Source organism: Syntrophotalea acetylenivorans, assembly GCF_001887775.1.
Lineage (GTDB): Bacteria > Desulfobacterota > Desulfuromonadia > Desulfuromonadales > Syntrophotaleaceae > Syntrophotalea_A > Syntrophotalea_A acetylenivorans.
This window is the reverse complement of record NZ_CP015519.1, coordinates 3,168,404-3,190,100: the sequence shown is the minus strand read 5'-3', so window position 1 is coordinate 3,190,100 and position 21,697 is coordinate 3,168,404. Positions and strand designations below refer to the sequence as shown.

Here is a 21,697-nt window from a genome sequence, read left to right as displayed (position 1 = left end):
CAATGAACCCCCCAACAAGATTTAATTTAAGTCAAGGTCGTTCAAGACGCAATACAGGAGGCTCCCATTCCAGCATGAAACCAGCCGGAAGTCGTGGCAAGACATCAAGGTAGCGAGGGACCAGATCTTGTAAAGAAACAGCATCAATTCCATGTTCTTTTCGGTAGCTATCAAGCGCCACCTGAACTTGGATGGCTTGATCGAAAACTTTAATGCTATCAAGATAGCGCTCTTTAATGTATTCTTCCTGTTCAGAATCAAACATGGCCTGCAGCATAGAGCGGCCAGCGAGCAAGTTGCCACCGCGTCCCATCAGAGTACCCGCCAAATGACCAAACCAGGGTGGGGCATCAGAACGTTTACCCATTTTAAAAAACAACTCTGCAGCCATTGTTGGCTCCTGCAAATAATAAAAATGATTAAATGCCTGAAAAAAAGGAAAAAAAAGAATATCTGGGTGGGCTTCAACACCACGATCCAATATGAGATTGGTCTGTTGGGCATACTCCGGTGCGATAGGAGCAAGTAATGACTGGCAATAATAAAAAGGGTCAATAAACTCCGGATACAGGTCGGTCATCACGTCAAAGTTCTGTGCCAAACTGTCGGCGTAATTCTCCTTATCCACACCCCGTAACGGCCCACCAGCAAAAATTGCCACCTTTACAAAGAGGGTGTAGCCAGCCATTTGGCGGGCGTAACCACTGGCGACTTTCAAGGCCGGCGAGGGCGGAGCGGGAGAAAGATAGTAATCGGACCAACGAGCCTTTCCCTGCTGCACCCCCCAAACAGCAAGATAAAAAACCAATAGCACGCCGACCACAGCGATTTTCATTTTAGGTCCCGTCGATTGTAAACTGATGTTGCGATGGCCAATATCAAGCCGCAATATAGCAAAACATAAGCTAAGTTAAGCACCAACGAAGAAGCCGAAGGCCAGTTATCCAAAGCAACAATAACCCCCTTATAGTCTAATCGTGAAAAATTGGGAAAGGCCAACGTCATGCCCACCAAAATTTTTCGCAACAGCAGTGAATTCCCCTTAAAAAATTCGACGGCCACGGGCAGGCCAGTGCAGATAAGATAATAGGAGAGCGTCACCAGCAACACAGTAAAGCTGCCCCGGACCATACCGGAAAAAAGTACAATAGCTGCCAGAATCATGGCCTCTATGCTGAGCACCCCCCACCAGGAGAGTAAATATCCGCCAATGCCGAGATGACTAAAGTACTCCACCCCGACCCATGATTTTATTACTACCAGCACACCATAGCCGATAAAAGCCAACAATCCATTTAGCAGCAACAACAAGAACAACAGCCCAGCAAATACCCCAAGAGTATAATCAGTTCGTGACAAGGGATGTGCCAGCAGCGTATGGATAACGCGCCGGTCCTCTCCCCAGCTCATCACATGCACAGCATGAAAAAATAGGAAAACCATCCCGACACACCAGCCGACAGTCACCACAAAATCTGCAGATACGCGACCGATGTCCCGAGGTACGAAGGCAAAAAAGAACAGGCCGCTCAGCTCAATAGCCAACGCTAATGCCACCAACCCGAGCAGGGCGTGACGCCGTAAGCCGTCCACACCAACCAGCTTGGCAACGGCAAAAATCCGCTTCAACGCCCCCTTCATGATTGTTCCTCCGCAATGGCACTTAAAAAACCGTCCACAATGGAATTAGTACCAAATTCGGCCGACAAGTCATTCGGCGTACCAAGGAATCGCTTCTCCCCCTTATGCAGAATCAGAACCCTGTCAGCCAACTGATCCATGTCTTCAAGGATATGGGTACAAAAGAGGATGGTTTTTCCCTGAACCTTAAGGTCACGAATTAGCCGAATAATACTGGCCCGCCCTATGGGATCAAGGCCGCTCATCGGCTCATCCAGAACCAACAGAGCAGGATCATGCACCAGCGCAAGCACAAAACTGCCACGCTGCTGCATGCCCTTTGAATAGGTACGGATAGGACGCTTCCGAACATCCCAGAGTTCCAGCGTCTTTAGCCATCGTTCGGACTGTTCGGCAAGAACCGCCTTCGGTAGATCATGGGTGGCACCTACAAAACGCAACATATCCAAAATCGTCAGGCTGGCGGGAAAACTTGCAATCTCGGGCAAATATCCAATATCACGACGCAGGATACTATTCTCCGGCGACCGGTCTTCTATGGTGATACACCCCCGGTCGGGGCGGATAAAGTCCATCAACAGCCGGATACAGGTGCTCTTGCCGGCTCCATTGGCGCCGATCAACCCCAAGGTTTCTCCCCGCCGAACAGAAAAGGTCACCCCCCGCAACGCCGGTGCGGAAACCCCGCCAAGCTCTCGTTGATAGGTCTTCCAGACCTCAGAAAAGACAACGCTATCGGCCATGCAATTTCTCACCTTTAATCTTGTTTACACATGCCAAAAAAGGGCACCCGCTAATGCAGGTGCCCTGTCCATAATAAAACCGAGTTCTAGCTTTTAGCGAGCACCCCAGAGACCACCGACAGGCCTCGTAACACCTGTGAAGTCATCGCCGGTAGTTGAAGCTGGGCAATCAGCCGCGAGGAGCGGAGTGCCTTCCGTTCCGGCGGTCTGATCAAAGAAGATTGCGGTAGTGTCGCCGTCAACCGCATAATAGGTATTCCCGGTAAGATGTTTGGCAACGCCAGTGAAAGTAGCGCCATTTGCATCGGTGCTGCCGAGAATCATCACATTATTCCCCAGCGGAATCTGAATCCCACGAGCGACAGCACTAGCATCGGTTCCAGTAATGATGGGGAAGTTACCCGCAACGCCGTTATTGGGGCCGGTAATAATAGTACCGGCACCAAAAGTACCAGCACCCGGGAGGGCAGCAACCGCCGCAGTAGTACCGAACACCCGCCAATCCCCGAAGAAGGCGGCCTGGGAGGTAGAAAGGTTGCGAACATCACTTAGGCCAGAAGCATTGAAGCCGCGGGTCCGATAGGCCGCGAACTGAGGAATGGCGATGGCTGCCAAAATACCAATAATAGCAACGACGATCAGCAGTTCGATCAGGGTGAAACCCTTTTGGGACTTTCTCAACTTGGTCAACATAGTTTTGTTCTCCTTTTGTGAGTTGAAGGTAACGGCCCCGAAAAGCCAGTGGTTAATAATTTTCGAGACGAGGCACCCTATTCAATGCAACGAAAGTGCCAAAAACTTTACTTGCCTTATTACAAATACTTACCAATATCTGCCACGTAAAGCAACACTGCCACAGACAATAAAGGTCACACTTTTTGTCAAATTTTGTCTCCGACACGTGTCACAGAGACAAAGTAATGACGAGCATCTATTGTTCTCTGGAAAGAGATTAAACGCCAAAAATTATAATTTCTCCCTTGGCAAATAGCAAGGGAAGAAAGTCCCGCTTAAAAAATCCTTTTTCGATCCGAATAAGCTATTCATCCTCGCCTTCGTTTGCCATGCCGTATTTAGCCAAACGGTAGCGAATGGAACGGAAAGAGATACAGAGGAGTTCGGCGGCTTTTTTCCGCACCCCACCACACCGATCCAGGGCCTTGAGAAGGATATCCTGCTCGATGGTACCAAGGTAGGCATCGAGGTCAAGGCCTTCTTCAGGCAACTCGTCCAAAACGCCAGCCCCATTGGAAGTAGAACTACCAACGTGCTTCGGCAGGCTGTCTTCAGCCAACTCTCCATCGCAACCGAGCACCACGCAACGCTCGATGGTATTTTCCAGCTCGCGGATATTGCCGGGCCAGTGATAATCAAGGAGGCGACGCATAATCGATTCAGAGGCCTTAAGTTGATCGTCGCCAGTCAGTTTGTGCAAAAAGTGCTCGACCAGCAAGGGAATGTCCTCCTTGCGTTCTTTAAGGGCCGGAAGATCAACGTGAATAACATTGAGCCGATAAAAGAGGTCCTCACGAAAAGTTTCTTCCGCTACCATGTTTTCCAAATTTTTATTGGTAGCCGCCACCAAGCGCACATCGACCTTTATATCCTTGGTGCCTCCAACGCGGCGAAATTCGTGTTCCTGTAATACCCGCAGCAGTTTGACCTGCATCATGGCTGGCAATTCAGCGATCTCGTCAAGAAACACCGTTCCGCCACTAGCAACCTCGAACAGACCGGATTTTTGATGGGTAGCCCCCGTAAAGGCTCCCTTCTCGTGACCGAACAGTTCGCTTTCGAGTAGATTTTCAGGAATGGCTCCGCAATTAATGGGAACAAAGGGCTGGTCTTTGCGGCGGCTGTTATAGTGAACGGCTTTAGCAACCAGTTCTTTGCCAGTGCCGCTTTCCCCAGTTACTAAAACATTGGCTTTGCTGTCTGCAACTTTTTCAATAAAATGGTAAACCTGTTGCATGGCTCGACTCTTGCCAATCAGATTGGCAAAGGAGTAACGCTGGCCGAGTTCCTTTTTCAGTTCAAGATTTTCACGGCGCAATTCCTTGCGTTCCAGGGCATTTTTAACAATCAGCCGAATTTCTTCATTATTAAAAGGCTTGGTAATGTAGTCGTAGGCACCCTTTTTCATAGCATCCACCGCCTGCTGTGCGGTGGAAAAGGCGGTAATCATAATAATCGCTGTATCAGGGCAAGATTCTGTAATATAATCCAGCACACCGAAACCATCGAGGCGGGGCATCTTGATGTCACTAATGACCAGGTCGTAAGAGTGCTCTTTTAAACGAGCCACGGCCTGAGCCCCGTCAAAGGCCGCATCGACCGCATAACCCTCCCGGTGAAGCATGATACTGAGAAACTCACGCATACTCTCTTCATCATCGACGACCAGTATATTGTATTTTTCTTCTTTCAAAATTACTCCCCGATATTAACGTAATGCTTAAATCGTGATGGGTAATGAGTTTAAACCAAAGGTCTGTCGATCAAACTGCCTGCCCTATTTTGGCCATGTCCGGACTGGGCATGCTAATAATGAATCGCTCTCCGCCACCTTCTACTTTGACCAGGTCCAGCCGTCCCTGATGAGCCTCGACAATAGCATGTACCGTGGCCAACCCCAATCCGGTGCCACTGTCCTTGGTAGTAAAGAAAGGATCAAAAACCTTATCCCGAATGGCATCAGGAATCCCCGGGCCGGTATCTTCGATAAAAACAGCCGACACCTCAGAATCGAGCCCACAGATTAACCGTCCGCCATGTTCCATAGCCTCAGCGCCATTTAACATCAGGTTCAATAAAGCCTGGCGAAGTTGACTGCGGTCACAATACCATTCCAGTGCGGATTTATAATCCCTCTGCAATTCAACATCTTTAAACCGCTCATCCGCTGCGACCAGGGCAACCAGCTCATCGAGGAGTTCCACCAAATCCACCGACTCATAACAGAGCGGCGAGGGTCGAGCAAAGACCAGAAAGTCGGTCAGCAGCGCATTCAAGCGCTCCGCTTCCCGTACCACAATCCCCATCAGACGCCGATCCTGCTGCTCAAGTTTATCGTCCTCCATGAGCAACTGAACCGAACCGCTAATCGATGCCAGGGGATTGCGAATTTCATGAGCCATGCCGGCCGCCAACTGGCCGGCAGCAGCCAAGCGATCCGCACGTTTGAGTTGACCTTCCATTTCCTTGAGACGACTTAGATCCTGAAAGGTTATCAACAAACCCAGAGTCTCTCCCGACACATCTCTGACAATGGAAGAGGTAAATCCAACCGGTCGCTGGTTTCCCTGTTTATCGACCAGGCACGTTTCTCCACGAGCAACGGTTTTGAACTCATCCCCCTCCAAAACGATCATTTCCGGGAACAGTTCGCCGATGGGTCGATTGTAAATCGATTCCAGATAATAGCCGGTGATTGTTGTTGCACCAGCATTAAAAGATCGAACACGCCCAGCATTGTTAATAATGATCAGGCCACTTGGAATATTCTCCAGAATAATCTGATTAAGGTTCTCCAGTTCCTCGAAATCAATCTCCCGCTTTTTCAAAGCCAGTTCACTATGTCGCAACCGTTCAGCCAACAGACTGCTTAAAAAAGCGATAAGGTAAAAAACGATAACACTAATAAAAATGTTATAGAAAATCGCTCGACTGCTAACAGCATTGGCAGGGAAAGTCGAAAAAACCGGCAGCATGGAATAATACTGAAGATCGAGCAACCCGCCATAAAGGATTGTAGCCGCTGACGCTGCTACGAATACTTCGCGACGCGACAAAAAAATACTGACGCTAAAAATTATGAAGATGTAGAGGAAAGAAAGATGGCTGGCGATACCACCATCTAGAAAAATCAGGGCAGTGACAAACAGCAAATCCCAACAGATTTGGCATCGCAACAACAATTTGTTGCGATGCCTGAGACTGAACAGAGCAGGGAAGACCAACGACTGAATCAGGCAGACGGCAGCCAGCAGATAGAGCCAGCCAAGGGTCTGAGAGCCCGCAGTGGCAGAACGTATCTGGTTGACTATTGTACCACTGAGAAACAGGGCAACAACCAGCAGGCGGGCCACCAAATACCAGTAGAGAAAACGTGGCGCAGTCTTATCCCAATGAGCAATAAAGGTGTTACGTTTCATAAAATTACCGGTCAACCGCCCATTGCACCAGCAAGTTTGAAGATCGGAAGATACATGGCAATGACCAGACCACCCACAGTGGTACCGAGAAAGAGCATAAGCATTGGCTCCATCATGGCCGTCAAATTACCGACCGCATCATCAACTTCATCATCATAAAAGTCAGCGATCTTGTTGAGCATAGTATCGATGGAACCGGATTGTTCGCCAACGGCGATCATCTGGCATACCATAGGTGGAAAAACACCTGATTTTTCAAGCGGTTCGGCAATAGTCTTGCCCTCGCTAATACTCTGCTTGACCTTGTAAATGGCTTTTTCTATGGTTCGATTGCCAGCGGTCTTGGCCACAATCTCCAAACCATCGAGAATCGGCACCCCGCTGGAGATCATGGTCCCCAAGGTGCGGGTAAATTTGGCGACCGCCACCTTACGCAGTAGAATCCCAAAAATTGGCAGTTTGAGAATCTTATCGTCGATAAAATCCCGCCCCTTTTCAGTGGCATAGGTTTTTTTTAAGATAAAGATCAAAACGATGACACCCACGATAATAGCGAGGATATAGTTCTGCACAAAATTACTGATATTGATGACGACCTGAGTCGGCATCGGCAGGGCACTGCCAAAGTCGGCAAACATCTTTTCGAATGCCGGAATAACGAATATCAGGATGACTGAGATAACAACCAGAGCGATACCGACAATCGTAGCAGGATAGGTCATGGCGCTCTTGACCTTCTTCTTCAACTTCTGGGCCTTTTCCAGATAGGCTGCAAGGCGGTTCAAGATGGTATCGAGAATACCCCCCACCTCACCGGCCGCAACCAAATTGACGAAAAGATTATCAAAAGCCTTGGGGTGCTTTTTCAAGGCATCGGCAAAGGTCGAGCCCGACTCGACACTCTCCTTGACCTGAACCAGCATATCCTTGAAGATCTTCTTGTCCTGCTGCCGGCCGAGGATATCGAGGCATTGCACCAGAGGCAGGCCGGCATCGATCATGGTGGCGAACTGCCGGGTGAAGACAACCAGATCCTTGGTGGTCACCTTCCCGCCAAAGCCGGGCAGTTTGATCTCCATGTCAAGCCCCTTGCCCGCCTCTTTAATCTTGCCGGGCATCACCCCTTGACGTCGCAGAGCAGCACCGACCGCCGCTTCATTTGGCGCCTCCATCTCCCCTTTTTGAGCTTGGCCGCTGCGGGTCTTGCCTTCCCAAGCGAACTTGGCCATTTGTCACCTCTTTTTCTTAATCAGTTTAAAAACCGTAAGACGTAAGCCGTAAATCGTAAAAGGTTTAACCCTTTACGCCTTACCCATCACGCGTTACGGATTATCAAAGCTATCTTTATTTCTGCACCGAAACCTGTCTTTTCAACACGGCGGTAGGATTGGCTATCATCTGCTTCAGTTCATCCACTTCAGGGGAACGCACCAGCGCATCTTCCAGGGAAATCAATTTCTTGTGATAAAGCATAAATAAAGACTGGTTCAGGGTCTGCATGCCGTACTTTTCCTGTCCCATCTGCATCTGCGAATAGATCTGGTGGACCTTGTCATCTCGTATGAGAGCCCGGATCGCTACATTAGGCACCATAACCTCAAGCGACAATACTCGCCCCTTACCCTGAGCCTTGGGGATCAAGGTTTGGGACAATACCCCCTCCAGAACAAAGGAAAGCTGGGTACGCACCTGGGTCTGTTGGTTGGTGGGAAAAACATCGACAATACGGTTGATCGTCTGCACACAGGAATTGGTGTGCAGGGTCGCAAAACACAGATGCCCCGTCTCGGCGATTGTCAGAGCGGCCTCGATGGTTTCAAGGTCCCGCAATTCCCCTAAAAGCACCACGTCAGGATCCTGGCGCAAAATATATTTCAAGGCTTTTTTAAAGGAATGGGTATCGGAGCCTACTTCCCGTTGATTCACCAAACATTTTTTATGGGGATGTATGTACTCGATCGGATCTTCGATGGTGATGATGTGTTCCTGGCGCTCCATATTGATGGCATCGATAATCGACGCCAGGGTGGTCGACTTGCCGCTGCCCGTCGGCCCGGTAACCAGAACTAACCCCCGAGGCTTGCGTGAGATATCCCGCACCACGGAAGGCAACCCCAATTCTTCGAAGGACATGAATTTATAGGGGATCATCCGGAAGGCCCCGGCAATAGCACCGCGCTGCAAATAGATATTACCGCGAAAACGCGCCAGACCCTTTACGCCAAAGGAAAGATCAAGTTCGTTTTCTTCCTCGAACTTACGCTTCTGCGCATCGGTCAAAATACTGTAACAAAGCTGCTTGGTATCCTGGGCCTGAAAGGGGGGGGTGCTGAAGAGCCTTGACTTCACCGTCAATTCGTACCTGCGGCGGAGCACCAGAGGTAATATGAAGATCGGAGGCCCCCATTTCGACCATAGCTTTAAGCAGTTCGCGAATCCCCACCATTGAATTCTCTTCCTTTCAAATAAGATGGCGTCGCAAAAATTCCGCCCTACGGCGTTACGGTGTTTTTACAGGACCTCGACATACGCGATGTATGCCTTCATCCCTGAAAAAACACCAAGCCTTGTAGGTCAATTTTTTTGCATAACCATCCAATAATCAATATCAGGCACCAAATCACCAGAACAAGGAAACTAAGTTTAGCAAATTTCGGACCAATTGAGAGTCCGCAAAAACTTTAAAATTCCGTGATACGTAATAGGTAAGGGGTTAAAACCAATTACGCCTTACCCATCACGCCTTACGGGTTTCAATCATCCGCCACCGTACTGCGCAATACCTCTTCAAAGGAAGTCACCCCTTCCTTCAATTTACTCAAAGCTGACTGACGCATGGTTTTAACTCCCAAACGCATCGATTCGCGTTTGATCTCTGCGGTATTGGCTCCGGCCAGCACCAACTCCCGAATTTCCTCGAACATCGGCATGACCTGGTAGATGCCGACCCGGCCCTTGTATCCAGTGTTATTGCAGGTCGAACAGCCTTGCCCCTTGTAGCAAACGTATTCATCAACCTCTTCTGGTGAGACACCGGCATCGAGCAAGGCCTGCTTGGAGATATCTTCTACTTCCTTGCATTCTGAACAAACCCTGCGACCCAATCGTTGAGCGGTAATCAGATTAACCGCAGAGGCCACGAGAAAAGGCTCGATACCCATGTTGAGCATACGACTGATCGTGCTCGGTGCATCGTTGGTGTGCAGAGTCGACAACACCAAGTGACCGGTAAGCGCCGCCTTGACACCAATTTCTGCCGTCTCAAAGTCACGGATCTCGCCGATCATGATGATGTCGGGATCCTGGCGGAGAAAGGAGCGCAGAGCATTGGCGAAGTTGAGACCGATCTCCTCGTGCATGTGGACCTGATTGATGCCGGCGAAGTTAAATTCGACCGGATCTTCCGCGGTGGAGATATTGAGGGTACTGTCGTTGAGCTCAGCAAGGGCCGAATAAAGAGAAACGGTCTTGCCGGAACCGGTCGGCCCGGTGACCAGCACCATGCCGAAAGGCTTATGAATCGCTTCCTTGAACCACTTAAGCGGCTCTTCCTCGTAACCCAACTTGGTCATATCGAGCTGTAGGTTCGACTTATCGAGCAGTCGCAAAACCATCTTCTCGCCAAACAGGGTCGGCAAGCAGCTGACCCGGTAATCCATGTCTTTTCCGCCGGGGAGCTTGATCTTAATCCGACCGTCTTGAGGCAGACGTCGTTCGGCGATATCCATCTCAGCCATGATCTTGAGACGGGAGATGATGGCCGCCCGCAACTTCATCGGCGGTTTCATGGATTCGTACAAGACACCATCGATACGATAACGTACGCGGAAGGCTTTCTCATAAGGCTCGATGTGAATATCCGACGCCTTTTTTTTGATGGCGTCAGTCAGAATCAAGTTGACCAGTTTGACGACCGGCGCGTCCTCTGTAGCTCGTTCCAGTTCACGGACATCGACGTCATCGTCGTCATCGACCAATTCGAGGTCGATATCGTCCAGATCGCCCATGACATCGGCCAACGAAGCGCTCTGGTCGTAATATTGGTCGATAGCCGTCTTGATGGAAGATTCCGTCGCCACAACAACTTCGACATTGAAGCCGGTCATGAACTTGATGTCATCGATAGCAAAGATATTCGATGGGTCGTTCATGGCGACGATCAGGGTCGATCCGGCTCGGTTTACCGGTACGATCTGATATTTCTGGGCTACTTCGGGAGGTATCTGCCGAATGACATCGGCATCGATCTCAAATTCCGACAGATTAATGGAGGGCACACCATACTGTTTGGAGAGAAACGCTGAAAGTTCTTCTTCTTTTACAAAGCCGAGCTTTATCAGGCTGGAACCCAGACGTCCTCCCTGGGCTTTCTGGTCTTCCAGGGCATCGTGCAACTGCTGATCGCTGATCAGCTCGTTGCGAACCAGCAATTCACCGAGTCTGTTGCTTGTCATATAGTAAACCAGTATTTTTGGAAGTCAGCTTAAAAAACAATCACTTAAAAACGGCTCATCTTGCGCATCCTATAGAAAAGACTAAGGAAAAGTCAAGGAAATGACCCTCAACCTGTCAATTCATTAATAAGACAGCGCTTCATCAGACCTTCTAAAGGCCTGACCTCGGTCCAAAGGGTAAAAGCTTCTTCCCCTTGCCCGGCCAACATTCCCAGTCCATCGCTGGCACGAAGCCCCCTGCTCATGGCCTGTTGAAGCAAGGGGGTGCCGGTTTTACTGTAGACCATGTCATAGATCGCTACTTCTTTACTTAAACCCACCCAAGGCAGGTCCGCAAAGACTTCACCCTTCAAACCGACAGCCGAGGTGTTGGCCAGAAGGTCAATGTTTTCGGTCGCCCGGCGCAACTCCTCTTTATCGATACCGAAATGCTCAAAGCTGACTTCCGGGAATATTTCCCTGAACTCTTGAATCAGAGCTTCCGCCCGACTGCGGGTCCGGTTGGCAATACCGATCCAGGAAGCACCTGCTTGGCACAAGGAAACCAGCGCCGCCCGGCAAGCACCCCCGGCCCCCAAAAGTAAAATTCGTTGGCCATCAGGGTTGAAATGCAAATCTTCGGCCAGCGACCGCAAAAACCCCAGGCCATCGGTATTATAACCGATCAGTCGGCCCTGACTATTGACGATGGTATTAACCGCGCCGATCAAACGAGCGGCAGGATCGATATCATCCAACAAGGGAAAGACAGCCTCTTTATGGGGGACGGTAACGTTAACCCCCCACAGTCCGAGACTACGGATTGAGTCAACAGCTTGAGGAAGCAGTTCAGCAGGTACATGGAACGGTACATAAACAGCGTTGATACCAGCCTGTTGCAAGGCCTGATTTTGCATAACCGGCGACAGGGAATGAGCCACCGGATCACCGAAAATTCCTAAAACCCTGGTTTTACCATTCAGTTGCACAACCGTCCCTTCCCTTCCTTTCTTTTCTTGTTTTCGCCAACCTACTGTCCACAATCGAGATAATCATGATACTGGATGATCTCTGTTTCAGAAAGAATCTGCCGTGCACTTACAATGTCCGCACTGATCGCCTGTACCAACTCACTGGAATCAGCAAAACGCATCTCGTCCCGCAATCGCTTAACAAAGTAGACCCGCAAGTCTTCCCCATAAAGTTGCCCATCGAAGTCTAGCAGATGTACTTCGATAGACAATCCGGCAGCCTCAAATGTAGGGTTCAGACCAATATTAAGGACCCCGTTGAAGACCTCGGCACCTCGTTTGACCTTCACCGCATAAACCCCGGGGCTTGGCAGAAGTTCTTTGTCAGTTTGAAGATTCGCGGTTGGAAATCCTAGTTTCTGCCCTCGTTTGAAACCATGGACTACCCGGCCTTGCAGGGTAAAATTGCGACCCAGCAGGTCCACCACCTGATGCACCTGGCCTTCTTTGATCAACTGGCGAATACGGGTCGAGCTATAAACCTGCCCTTCCCCGCTAATCGGTTCGAGAACTTCCACGGCAAATCCGAGATATTCTCCCATACGCTGCAATAATTGGGCATTGCCTTCGCGGCCCTTACCAAAAAGATAATCGTAACCGACCACCAGATGCCGCATGCCGACCTTTTCCACCAATATTTCCCGAACAAACCGGTGAGCCGGCAGATCGGCCATGTTTTGGTCAAAGGGAGTACGAATTAACACATCAATGCAGGAGGCTTCGATCAACACTGCTTTCTCCTGATTGGTATTAATCAGCAGCGGTGCCCGGTCGGGCGCTAGAAACTTTAGAGGGTGCGGTTCAAACGTATAAACGACCGCAGGCCCGCCGAGCTCTTGACTACGGCGAACCACGCGCCGGAATATTTCCCGGTGGCCAAGATGCACCCCATCGAAATTGCCAATGGTGACCACGGCATCCTGTAAGGGTTCTTTCAATTCGCTTAAGTTTTTGATGATACGCATGGGGTAAGGCCCGTAATTCGTAATTCGTAATTCGTAATTCGTAATTCGTAATTCGTAATTCGTAAGGTATGACGGGGTTAACTCATTACGCCTCACGCATTACCTATTACGTGTTTTAAACCAATTCGAAGTCGATCTGCCGACGATCAAGGTCCACGTGTCGAAGGCGCACTGAAACCTCCATGCCGATCTGAAAAATTTTACGCCGTCGCTGACCTATCAACCGGTGCAGGTGTTCTTCATACTGATAAAAATCGTCGTCCAGACTGGCCACAGGCACCAGCCCCTCGACAAAAACCTGCTGCAGTTCAATGAAGACGCCAAAAGGCTGTACACCGGATACGTTCCCCTGAAACTCTTCGCCCACCCGATCGGCCATGAACTGACACTTTTTCAAATCAATAATGTCCCGCTCCGCCTCCATAGCCCGGCGTTCATTGACAGAACATTGTTCGGCGATGGCAGGCAACTGTCGCTGCCACCAGGAAGAGCGTTGAGCGGATTTTTTTTCAGAAGTCAAGACTTCGCGCAGTATACGATGGACCACCAGGTCGGGATAGCGGCGAATAGGTGACGTAAAATGGCAGTACAGCTCCGCGGCCAGACCGAAATGGCCGACATTTTTCGCATCATAACGTGCCTGCTTCATACTTCGCAACAGCACCTGATTGATCATGCGCTCTTCGGGCCTTCCGGCAACCTGAGACAAGAGCTTTTGCAGCTGGTGAGCCGTTCCGCTCTGGCCATCGATCACCAGGCCATAGTTCAAATAAGCGACAAACTCCTGGAAAGCCTGCAATTTCTCCAGCTCAGGCTCTTCGTGAATACGAAACAGCAGCGGCTCCTGCCGCTCGTGCAAGAAAGTCGCGACAGCTTCGTTGGCCGCCAGCATAAACTCTTCGATGATACGATGGGCCATGTTGCGCTCTGCACGAACAATATCTTCCGGGCGCCCACGCAAACCCAGCACCACTTCCGCCTCCGGCAGATCGAAATCGAGGCTCCCCCGTCGACGACGCATTACGGAAAGGCGCTGGGCCAAGGCTTCCATAACCTGCAGGTGACCAAGCAGTTCGTCCTGTTTACTTGGCTCTTGTGTCCTCTCTGCCTGAAGATAGTCCTTCACTTCCGTGTAGGTCAAGCGAGCCTGGCTACGAATTACCGCCGGATAAAAGCGGCTCTCCAAGCGCTGACCCTCCGTATCGAACAGCATCTCCGCCACCATCGCCAGACGGTCCTGTTGCGGCTTCAAGGAGCATATTTCGTTGCTCAATGACTCCGGCAACATGGGTATGCAGTGCCCCGGAAAATAGACGCTTGTCGAACGTTCCAGTGCTTCCTGGTCGATAGGCGAGCCGGACTTAACGTAGTAACCAACATCGGCTATAGCCACCCACAGCCGAATTTTGCCCTGTTCTTCTGGGCGGACGGCAACAGCATCATCAAAATCCATAGCCGTTTCACCGTCAATAGTCACTAACGGCAGTTCCCGCAGGTCCTCTCGACCTTGCCGGTCTTCCGGTCGTACCACAGAGGGAAGAGCGCTGGCAGCGGCGAGCACTTCCGGTTCGAAATCGGCGGGAAGCCCGTATTTATAGACCGCCGCTGCAATTTCCACCGCAGGATCATCGGCGTCTCCCAACACCCTGAGAATGGTTCCAAAAGGCGGACGGCTTGCAGTGGGATAGCTGTCGAGGCGCAATACAACAATCTGTCCCGGATTGACCGGTACCGAGGAAGGAGTAGACAACTGAATGGGCTGAGACAGGCGAGGATCGGCAGGGACGACAAAGGCTTGGCGGTGGTGTAATTCATAACGACCGAGCAACTCGTGGTGGGCCCGATCCAATACCTGAACAATACGCCCCTCCGAGCGTCCTGGACGGCCGTAGCGTTCCGAGCGAACAATCCGCACGGCCACCCGGTCTCCATCCATTACCGCTCCAAGATGCCGGGCCGGGACAAAAACATCCTCTTTGTCCTTATCGTCCAGCACTACAAAGCCGTATCCGGCTCGATGCACCGTCACTTTGCCTTGAAGAAGCACAGCATTGCGGACCAATCGGTAACGATTACCCTTAACCCGCTGTAAAAGACCGTCGTCGGCCAGATTTTCGATGAGAAGCCGCGCTGCCTGTCGTTCATGGCGCGGCAAAGGGAAGGCAGCAAGAATCTCCCGAACAGAGAGACTCCGACCCGGATGCTTCTTAAGATGGGCCAGAAGTTCGTCCGGCGATAAGGACATAACTAGCGTCCCTGACTGGGTACGGATTGAAATAACAAACCTGAAAACATAATATCAGTGTACATTGCCCTGTGGCCTGTTGTTAGCCCGGCGAAGAAAACAGAAAAGTTTCTATACAAATAATACTTCCGGGGCCGACAAAGGGCACCATCGGGCAAGATAAAACTACCCTCAGTTCCCCCCAGAACCGCTAATCCACGACCGATTCCCCATCACCAATCTTATTGAGGACCAGGCCGGTCAACAACTTGGGATAGAAATAGGTCGACTTCTGCGGCATTTTTTCTCCAGCATTGGCGACATCCCTCACTTCGCTCATGCGAGTGGAGTTCATCAAAAAAGCCAGTTGAAAATCACCGGAATGCACAGAGTCAAAGGGCTCGTCAAAGTTTTTGACATATTTGAGATTAAGCTGACGCTCCTGTGCCTCAGGGGTAATCTGTAAAAGCTGTTCCAGAATCAAGCGATGCAAAATCGACACATCAAGGACCCGAAGCGCCTTGGACGCCTTATCATCAAAAAAGCGGTCCATGATGGCCGGATCGCGCAAGGTTAAATAATAGAGGGATTGACCTCCGGCATATAACGCCAGGGTATGAGCTTCGTTCCCTTTTTGCTGCAGGATGGTGCGCGCTTCGCGCCGGGAATCGGCGTCCGACAGGTTCAGGTCCCGAACCTCGACTTCAAAGAATTCGTTAAGCGCCGACAGAAAACCGGGCAGATGAAAGTCTTTCAGACTGTGGACCAGACGGTGGGTCGGGAAAATCAACATACCCTGGTCTTCCATATTGGCGAAATACATCAACACATAATTGAAGAGCTCCTTGCCGGAATACTCGCCCACCTGCTCGCGCATGTAATTGCGATAATTCAAAGCCGTTTCATAACGGTGATGTCCATCGGCAATAAATAGCGGCTTACTATCAAGCAACTCCTTCGCCTTTTCAATAATGTCGGGATCGGTCACCCGCCACAATCGGTGTTTAACACCGTCGTCGTCAGTCATATCTATATCCGGCTGGCAACTGCTGGCATCGCGAGTTAAAGCCTCCAACACACAGCACGGATCGGAATAAAGGCCGAAAATAGGACTAAAATTTGCGCCGCAAGCCTTGGTCAGGTTAAGCCGATCGGTTTTAGGACCAGACAAGGTCTTTTCATGGGGTTTGACCACGCCTGAGGCAAAATCTTCGATACGGGTCAGGGCCAGAAAACCGCGCCGCACCACCGGGCCGATGCCCTCGGCAAAATATTCTTCGTCATATAGATAAATACCCGGCTCAGAATCGCGGACCAGAACGCCTTCTTCCTGCCAGCTCTTGAAAAAATCTGCAGCACGGCTATAGCGATTATTGCTCTCATCGTCGGTTTCTTCGATTTTGCCGAGGATCAAGCGCACCAAATTGTAGGGGTTGCGCTGGTAAAGATCATCCTGCAGTTCAGATGAGATAACATCGTAAGGTGGCGCCATCACACTGACCGGTTCGGCGATCTTTTCCAGATTATAGCGAACAGCACGAAACGGGGCTATTTTGGCCATCGAAGCAACTCCTATAAAAACTAGACAACAGGCAGAATCGAAATGAGTTACTATACGCAATGGCTTACGATGGGTGCAAGGGAAAACTCCCCGTTGCCATGCACGGCAAGAGAGGCATCCCATGCAGGTGGCCTGATTATCCATGCCAAAAGCTAAAATGGCTGACCGAGAATATATCCCGGTCAGCCATTCAATCTATCACTACCAAACTACCTGCTTCTTACCCGTGTCAGTGCAACGCTTTCTCTTTCGACCGACTTCCCCGGTTCGGTATTGCCGGAACCTTAAAATCCGGCTCGGCAAAGGAACGCAGGTCGACACAATATTTTTTTTCACCAGCTGCATAAAAAAGAATATGTGTTTTCTGTCCGATTAGTTCCGTAGCTTTTGCGGAAACCTCATCATTGGCAAGAATGAAGGACATATAATCGCTGGTCATCATCCGGCCTTCTTTGTCTACGGTCAGAATAACCGCATCCCGCTGCTGCAAAACGACCGCCAACCGTGCCTGCACCTCTGCAGTACATAGACAGAACATCAGAAGAAACAGACAACTCAAGCTTAACGTTTTCATAACCGATCTCCTTAACGTTCAATCCAGTAATAGAGGTTAATCCCACTGACAGGCCCCGGGATTTCAAATCCATCCTCGCCACCACCTTTGATCGACCCGCCAATACTTGACAGAGCACCGGCCTCACCCCCACGGGTAACGATCTCGAAGCCTGACGGCAGCCCTTTCACGCCGGAATGCTTACCATACCGGTCGGTGACATCCTTCTTCAAAGGATTGTCTCCGATGGTTGCATCGTTCGCTTTATTGAGATTAAGGGCAGCGCTTCCATCCAGATAGTTGAGAGCGTAGTTAAAGGCATTGCCCTGGGGATTACAGGGATCGTCATAAGCGGGCTGATAGCTGGTGAAGTAAAGATTGCCAGCATATAAGGCCAATTTACTGAGAATCTTTTCTCCCACATGATAGTCCCGCTCACCTTCGTTGCTAGCGACAGTCGCTTCATAATCACAGTGATCGCAATCGGGACTCAAACCCTGCTTTTCCAAAACGATGTACCAGCCTTTGGCGTCATTTTCACCGTTGCCGGCGAGTTCCATTGGGTCATAGTAGGTGCTGTTAAGCACGTCGTCGGTCAACAGGGTATTAAGACCCGATTTGTAAAGACCGGTTTCTGCCGCCGTCATCCCTACTTGGGTCGTATTCACTCCCAGTTCGTCGCAAGTCAGATTGAGCAAGTCGTCCTCGCTGTAGGGTGCGGAAGTCACTTTTACTGAATTACTGGCCGTAACCGGCAGGTCATCATAGATGGCATAAACCCGATCCTGCACCATCTGATAGGTGGGGTGTTCCCGATCACCAGTGCCGAAATAGAGGCTGGCAATCGAACCGGTACCATCGAAAGTAGTTCCAGGGTAGGAATAATTCGAAGGATCCAAAAACCGCCCCGCTCCCAGCCAGGAAACCGCCGGACCGTAAAAGACTTTGCGCCCCGTATCGGTGCTGTTTGAACCGCCACCCAAGGTACCGCTGGTACTGGTGCTGGCAGGATTGGCACTGAACAAATGTCTAACTTGCCAGAGGGGGGTTCCGTCATTGTAATCATATGTAATACGGAACAAATTGCCGTAGATATCGGGCGCATAGATGGCCTCTAGCACGTTGCTCATGCGAGAGGTAACCGAACCTATACCACTGGTGTAGGAATAGAGTTTACTCAAAGACACGACGGAAGGTGTTGCCGGGAAACAATAAATGAAATCGGTCCGGGTTTGAGCAACATCCTGCGAAGCATCCCCGAGAGTCGCGGGAAGATTGCTGGCTCCATGTTTGACCGAGAAAAGCTCTACACCGGTGCTGACGTCGACCACATAGATGGCACGCCCATGGCCGTCACCAACCGGATTTTGCCGATCATACGCATCATTGTCATAGACATCCTGGTCCGCATCACTTGATTTCCATTCCTTGCTATCGAGATTACCGGCAGCCGTATAAGGAGTACCGTTATTGTCCAGATCTTCAAAAGGTTCCGGAAAAGAGTCTTCCACAGGATCATAACCACCGCTGAAAATGGCAACGCTGGTAAAGGTATTGGCGCCAGTACGGATTTTGGCTATCTCCACATCGGACCAACTCTCGACCATCTCGCTGTCGGAAAAGGACCAGGCGACCTTCCAGTTGGCCGCATTGCTATCGCTCACATCCAAAGCCCAGAAACTTGCCCCGCCGCGACGCAACCCAAAAATCAGATATTTTGGATCGCCGTCTTCTCTATACAGCTTGATGGTGCCGTCAACGAGGGGTTGATGCAGAGCCGTTTCAAAATTCTTTAACTTTGGTAAAACATCCGATGGCAAGAAAGCCAGTACCTCGGAACCATCGGCATCATTGAACACATGCAGCATGCCGTCATCAGATCCGGCAACGATATAACGTTTGTCCACCTGAGAAAAATCACTGGCATTATAATAATCAACAACTGTTGGCCTCGAGTGAACAATCGCCCCCAAAGCCCAGTCCCTTGGTGCGACAGGATCACCAGTAGTCGCATCGGCATCGAAGGTGTAGCCATAAACCCAATTGACTACTTTATCCCGTGTTGCCGTATCCGTCGCAGCCAGGCCCAAAGCCCCTGGTGTAACCTCCGTCTGGTCAAAACTAACCAGATTACCATTCAAAAATGTCTTGATATTGCGTTCATAATAATTATTGGTGATAAAGTCCTTTAAAACCCGTTCAGTCAGAACTTCTCCAGCGCCATCTTCATGGATATCCGGAGCGCCGAAATTGTCCGAGTCGGTCACATCGTTGTCATCTCCCCAGAAGGTGCTGGTATTATCCAGAAAAAGCCCGTCGCTGTCGATTGCCTCGTTGTTACCGGCATCGTAAATCATCCAGTGGTCGGGCCGTTCAGTGCTGCCGTCGCCTAAAACAAATTTTTTCAGATTTCCCGGCCAATAGGCCGCGTCCATCGGCAGAAACTGCCCCATATAAAGATCGTCACCGTTCTGTACTTTGTTGGCGGCATCCACCGACACAACCGGTGCGGTAAACGAAATCGCTTCGGAAATCATTAACCCCAAAGAATAAAAAGCGTTTACCAACTGAGTTTTATTGTAAGCGGTAATATATTCCCCACCCGCTTCTTCAGCCGCATCCTGCATTAGGGGATGATTGGCACCAAAGGCAATCTGATGAGAAATGACATTTTCGTAGGAAGTCACGGGGTCAGTCACCTCGGTTTTGTCATGCCAGCTATGGGTATACATCCAGTGGGCCACATCGTCATAATAATTGGCAGGCGGGTTGGCATATTGGTAAGGATCGGCAGTAAACCCGTCCCCGTCCTCATCCGTAAAAGTTTTTCCTGAAATTCGGCTCCAATCCTCGTCCCCTGACGGGAAACCGTCGGATACCGCAATAACATAATTTTTTCGACAGTTAAGATTATCCAGCGCATTCCTTTTGCCGTAATATCCGTCCTCAAACACATCCTGCAGTGCCTCTCCCAAAGGCGTACCGTACATGGGTTTAGCATTTTCCACATGCATCGCGATAGCGGCGCGGTTGGCATCGTCCGTGTCGTTGGGGTTAAGTGCAGAGTTAATCGTAGCACCGTTTGCCGTGGTGCCATTATAGGCAAAGGTAGCAAAACCCCAGTTGATTTTACCGCGAAATTCGTCGATGACATAAAGCAAGGCATCTTTCGCCACATCCAGGCGGTTCTGCATCAAATAGGAATCAGCGGAATAGGTGGTGCGATACTGATCAATGGTATAACCTGTTTTAACCACACCCTTATCACTCTTTAAAGCGATGCGGACCGTATCCCCAGTAACCGTGGGCGACCAATCCCCCTGCGGATTGTTGTCGTTGTCGTACTGGGCGACCAACGTGCCCTCTCCGTCATAGAGGGCCACATAATCATTACTAAATTTACTGGAGTTACTGTCTCCTTCCACATCAAACATACTGAAGTGAACCTGGATCTGAGCGGCCCCCGGATGGGTGATGGTCCTCACCGTGTCGGCTTCGCTTAACTTATTGGTATAATTGCCGGTTCCTTCCGGGTAATCGACCACATTATTGGTAACACTCCAGTCACTGGCTGATATCGGAAACAACTCATGCTTCCAAGCCGGATCGCCCAGGGCAGGGTCACCGGGCGGGTTGGCTATGTAATGCAGGTTATACATTTGCTGCATGTTGATCCAGTTACCGGTAATAAAGAAATAAACCTCTGTATCACCATCTTCGGCCTTATCGTGATCGCCTGCATCGGAGCCAACAGCTTCCAAACCGCTGAAATAATAGCCGGGCGCGTTAAGCAATCCGCCTACCCCTTCGTCCACCACCGATCCGTCATACAGGGTCTTGTAGTCATGAAGCTTCCGATTTTGACCAAGGGGCAGGGCGACACCATCAAGAAGGATATTTCCGTCACCGTCAACGCTCAGTCGAGCAGTCTGCCCAGATTCGGTCGTCAAATTTCCGCTGGAATCGATGTATACATGAAGGTCTACCAGGTCATTGACATACCAAAGGTAGTCGGGGTCTGCCGCATCGCCGGTAAAAGCACGGTCTTCACCATCGATGTTAATAATTGACACCCCTATATTACCCTTCAACAAATAAACCTTAGTTCGGTCGTTGTGGTTGTTATGAAAATAGGCCCCTGCAATGGTATCGTCTACATCACCCATGGCATACAAATATTCAAACATTGCCGCATAATCGATATTGCTCTCGTACACCCCGAAATCCATGCTGCTTGAGTTGTCGAGAAGAATATAAGCATTCTGCTTAACATTGGCCTGGTAGATATCGGTGTCAACAGCCCGGGTGATATTGGCCGGCAATAACAGAGACAGGCAAGCCACTGAGGCGAGTAGAGCTTTTCTCAACTGGTATCTGGACATAAGGGTCTCC

Annotated in this window: 13 protein-coding genes and 2 pseudogenes; all 15 read right to left on the bottom strand. The window is 50.2% G+C overall.

Features of this window, described 5'->3' with window-relative positions:
* Positions 1 to 31: 31 nt before the first annotated feature.
* Positions 32 to 835 carry a hypothetical protein gene (locus A7E78_RS14600; protein WP_072284943.1) on the bottom strand — a complete coding sequence of 268 codons (804 nt, stop codon included), beginning with the start codon at positions 833 to 835 and terminating at the stop codon, positions 32 to 34.
* Positions 832 to 1,641 carry a hypothetical protein gene (locus tag A7E78_RS14595; protein ID WP_072284942.1) on the bottom strand — a complete coding sequence of 270 codons (810 nt, stop codon included), beginning with the start codon at positions 1,639 to 1,641 and terminating at the stop codon, positions 832 to 834. The genes A7E78_RS14600 and A7E78_RS14595 overlap by 4 nt, the downstream gene beginning before the upstream one ends.
* Positions 1,638 to 2,384 (bottom strand): ABC transporter ATP-binding protein, encoded by a 747-nt coding sequence (locus A7E78_RS14590; protein ID WP_072284941.1) that lies wholly within the window; start codon positions 2,382 to 2,384, stop codon positions 1,638 to 1,640. Before A7E78_RS14590 ends, A7E78_RS14595 begins: the two co-directional genes overlap by 4 nt.
* A 584-nt stretch (positions 2,385 to 2,968) precedes the next feature.
* Positions 2,969 to 3,077: pseudogene (locus A7E78_RS14990) on the bottom strand (prepilin-type N-terminal cleavage/methylation domain-containing protein); the annotation flags it as partial.
* A gap of 346 nt (positions 3,078 to 3,423) precedes the next feature.
* Complete coding sequence (locus A7E78_RS14580; RefSeq protein ID WP_072284939.1) at positions 3,424 to 4,815, bottom strand: sigma-54-dependent transcriptional regulator; 1,392 nt, start codon at positions 4,813 to 4,815, stop codon at positions 3,424 to 3,426.
* Positions 4,816 to 4,882: 67 nt separating this feature from the next.
* Complete coding sequence (locus A7E78_RS14575; RefSeq protein ID WP_072285188.1) at positions 4,883 to 6,538, bottom strand: two-component system sensor histidine kinase NtrB; 1,656 nt, start codon at positions 6,536 to 6,538, stop codon at positions 4,883 to 4,885.
* Positions 6,539 to 6,549: 11 nt separating this feature from the next.
* Entirely contained in the window at positions 6,550 to 7,767 is a 1,218-nt protein-coding gene (locus A7E78_RS14570) for a type II secretion system F family protein (RefSeq protein ID WP_072284938.1), read from the bottom strand.
* Between the two features lie 115 nt (positions 7,768 to 7,882).
* A pseudogene (locus A7E78_RS14565) lies at positions 7,883 to 8,984 on the bottom strand (type IV pilus twitching motility protein PilT).
* Positions 8,985 to 9,291: 307 nt separating this feature from the next.
* On the bottom strand, positions 9,292 to 10,992 hold the full coding sequence (pilB, locus tag A7E78_RS14560; protein WP_072284937.1) for a type IV-A pilus assembly ATPase PilB: 1,701 nt from the start codon (positions 10,990 to 10,992) through the stop codon (positions 9,292 to 9,294).
* 107 nt (positions 10,993 to 11,099) lie between these two features.
* Positions 11,100 to 11,960: a shikimate dehydrogenase gene (aroE, locus tag A7E78_RS14555; RefSeq protein WP_072284936.1), complete on the bottom strand. Its 861-nt coding sequence runs from the start codon at positions 11,958 to 11,960 to the stop codon at positions 11,100 to 11,102.
* Between the two features lie 41 nt (positions 11,961 to 12,001).
* The gene (locus A7E78_RS14550) at positions 12,002 to 12,967 is read right to left on the bottom strand and encodes a bifunctional riboflavin kinase/FAD synthetase (protein WP_072284935.1); all 966 of its coding nucleotides are present in this window, start codon (positions 12,965 to 12,967) and stop codon (positions 12,002 to 12,004) included.
* Between the two features lie 115 nt (positions 12,968 to 13,082).
* A complete protein-coding gene (gene rnr, locus A7E78_RS14545) occupies positions 13,083 to 15,212 on the bottom strand; it encodes a ribonuclease R (protein WP_072284934.1) in 2,130 nt (709 codons plus the stop codon).
* 190 nt (positions 15,213 to 15,402) lie between these two features.
* On the bottom strand, positions 15,403 to 16,752 hold the full coding sequence (locus A7E78_RS14540) for a DUF1015 domain-containing protein (protein ID WP_072284933.1): 1,350 nt from the start codon (positions 16,750 to 16,752) through the stop codon (positions 15,403 to 15,405).
* A 229-nt stretch (positions 16,753 to 16,981) separates the two neighbouring features.
* A complete protein-coding gene (locus A7E78_RS14535; protein ID WP_072284932.1) occupies positions 16,982 to 17,326 on the bottom strand; it encodes a hypothetical protein in 345 nt (114 codons plus the stop codon).
* 11 nt (positions 17,327 to 17,337) lie between these two features.
* Positions 17,338 to 21,687, bottom strand: a complete 4,350-nt coding sequence (locus A7E78_RS14530) for a hypothetical protein (protein WP_072284931.1) — start codon at positions 21,685 to 21,687, stop codon at positions 17,338 to 17,340.
* Positions 21,688 to 21,697 lie beyond the last annotated feature (10 nt).

Bases quoted from the DNA above. Each gene is read 5' to 3' on its own strand.
- A7E78_RS14575 (WP_072285188.1), bottom strand. From the start codon at position 6,538: ATGAAACGTAACACCTTTATTGCTCATTGGGATAAGACTGCGCCACGT.
- A7E78_RS14535 (WP_072284932.1), bottom strand. From the start codon at position 17,326: ATGAAAACGTTAAGCTTGAGTTGTCTGTTTCTTCTGATGTTCTGTCTA.
- A7E78_RS14530 (WP_072284931.1), bottom strand. From the start codon at position 21,687: ATGTCCAGATACCAGTTGAGAAAAGCTCTACTCGCCTCAGTGGCTTGC.
- A7E78_RS14600 (WP_072284943.1), bottom strand. From the start codon at position 835: ATGAAAATCGCTGTGGTCGGCGTGCTATTGGTTTTTTATCTTGCTGTT.
- A7E78_RS14540 (WP_072284933.1), bottom strand. From the start codon at position 16,752: ATGGCCAAAATAGCCCCGTTTCGTGCTGTTCGCTATAATCTGGAAAAG.
- A7E78_RS14550 (WP_072284935.1), bottom strand. From the start codon at position 12,967: ATGCGTATCATCAAAAACTTAAGCGAATTGAAAGAACCCTTACAGGAT.
- A7E78_RS14570 (WP_072284938.1), bottom strand. From the start codon at position 7,767: ATGGCCAAGTTCGCTTGGGAAGGCAAGACCCGCAGCGGCCAAGCTCAA.
- pilB (WP_072284937.1), bottom strand. From the start codon at position 10,992: ATGACAAGCAACAGACTCGGTGAATTGCTGGTTCGCAACGAGCTGATC.
- A7E78_RS14595 (WP_072284942.1), bottom strand. From the start codon at position 1,641: ATGAAGGGGGCGTTGAAGCGGATTTTTGCCGTTGCCAAGCTGGTTGGT.
- rnr (WP_072284934.1), bottom strand. From the start codon at position 15,212: ATGTCCTTATCGCCGGACGAACTTCTGGCCCATCTTAAGAAGCATCCG.
- A7E78_RS14590 (WP_072284941.1), bottom strand. From the start codon at position 2,384: ATGGCCGATAGCGTTGTCTTTTCTGAGGTCTGGAAGACCTATCAACGA.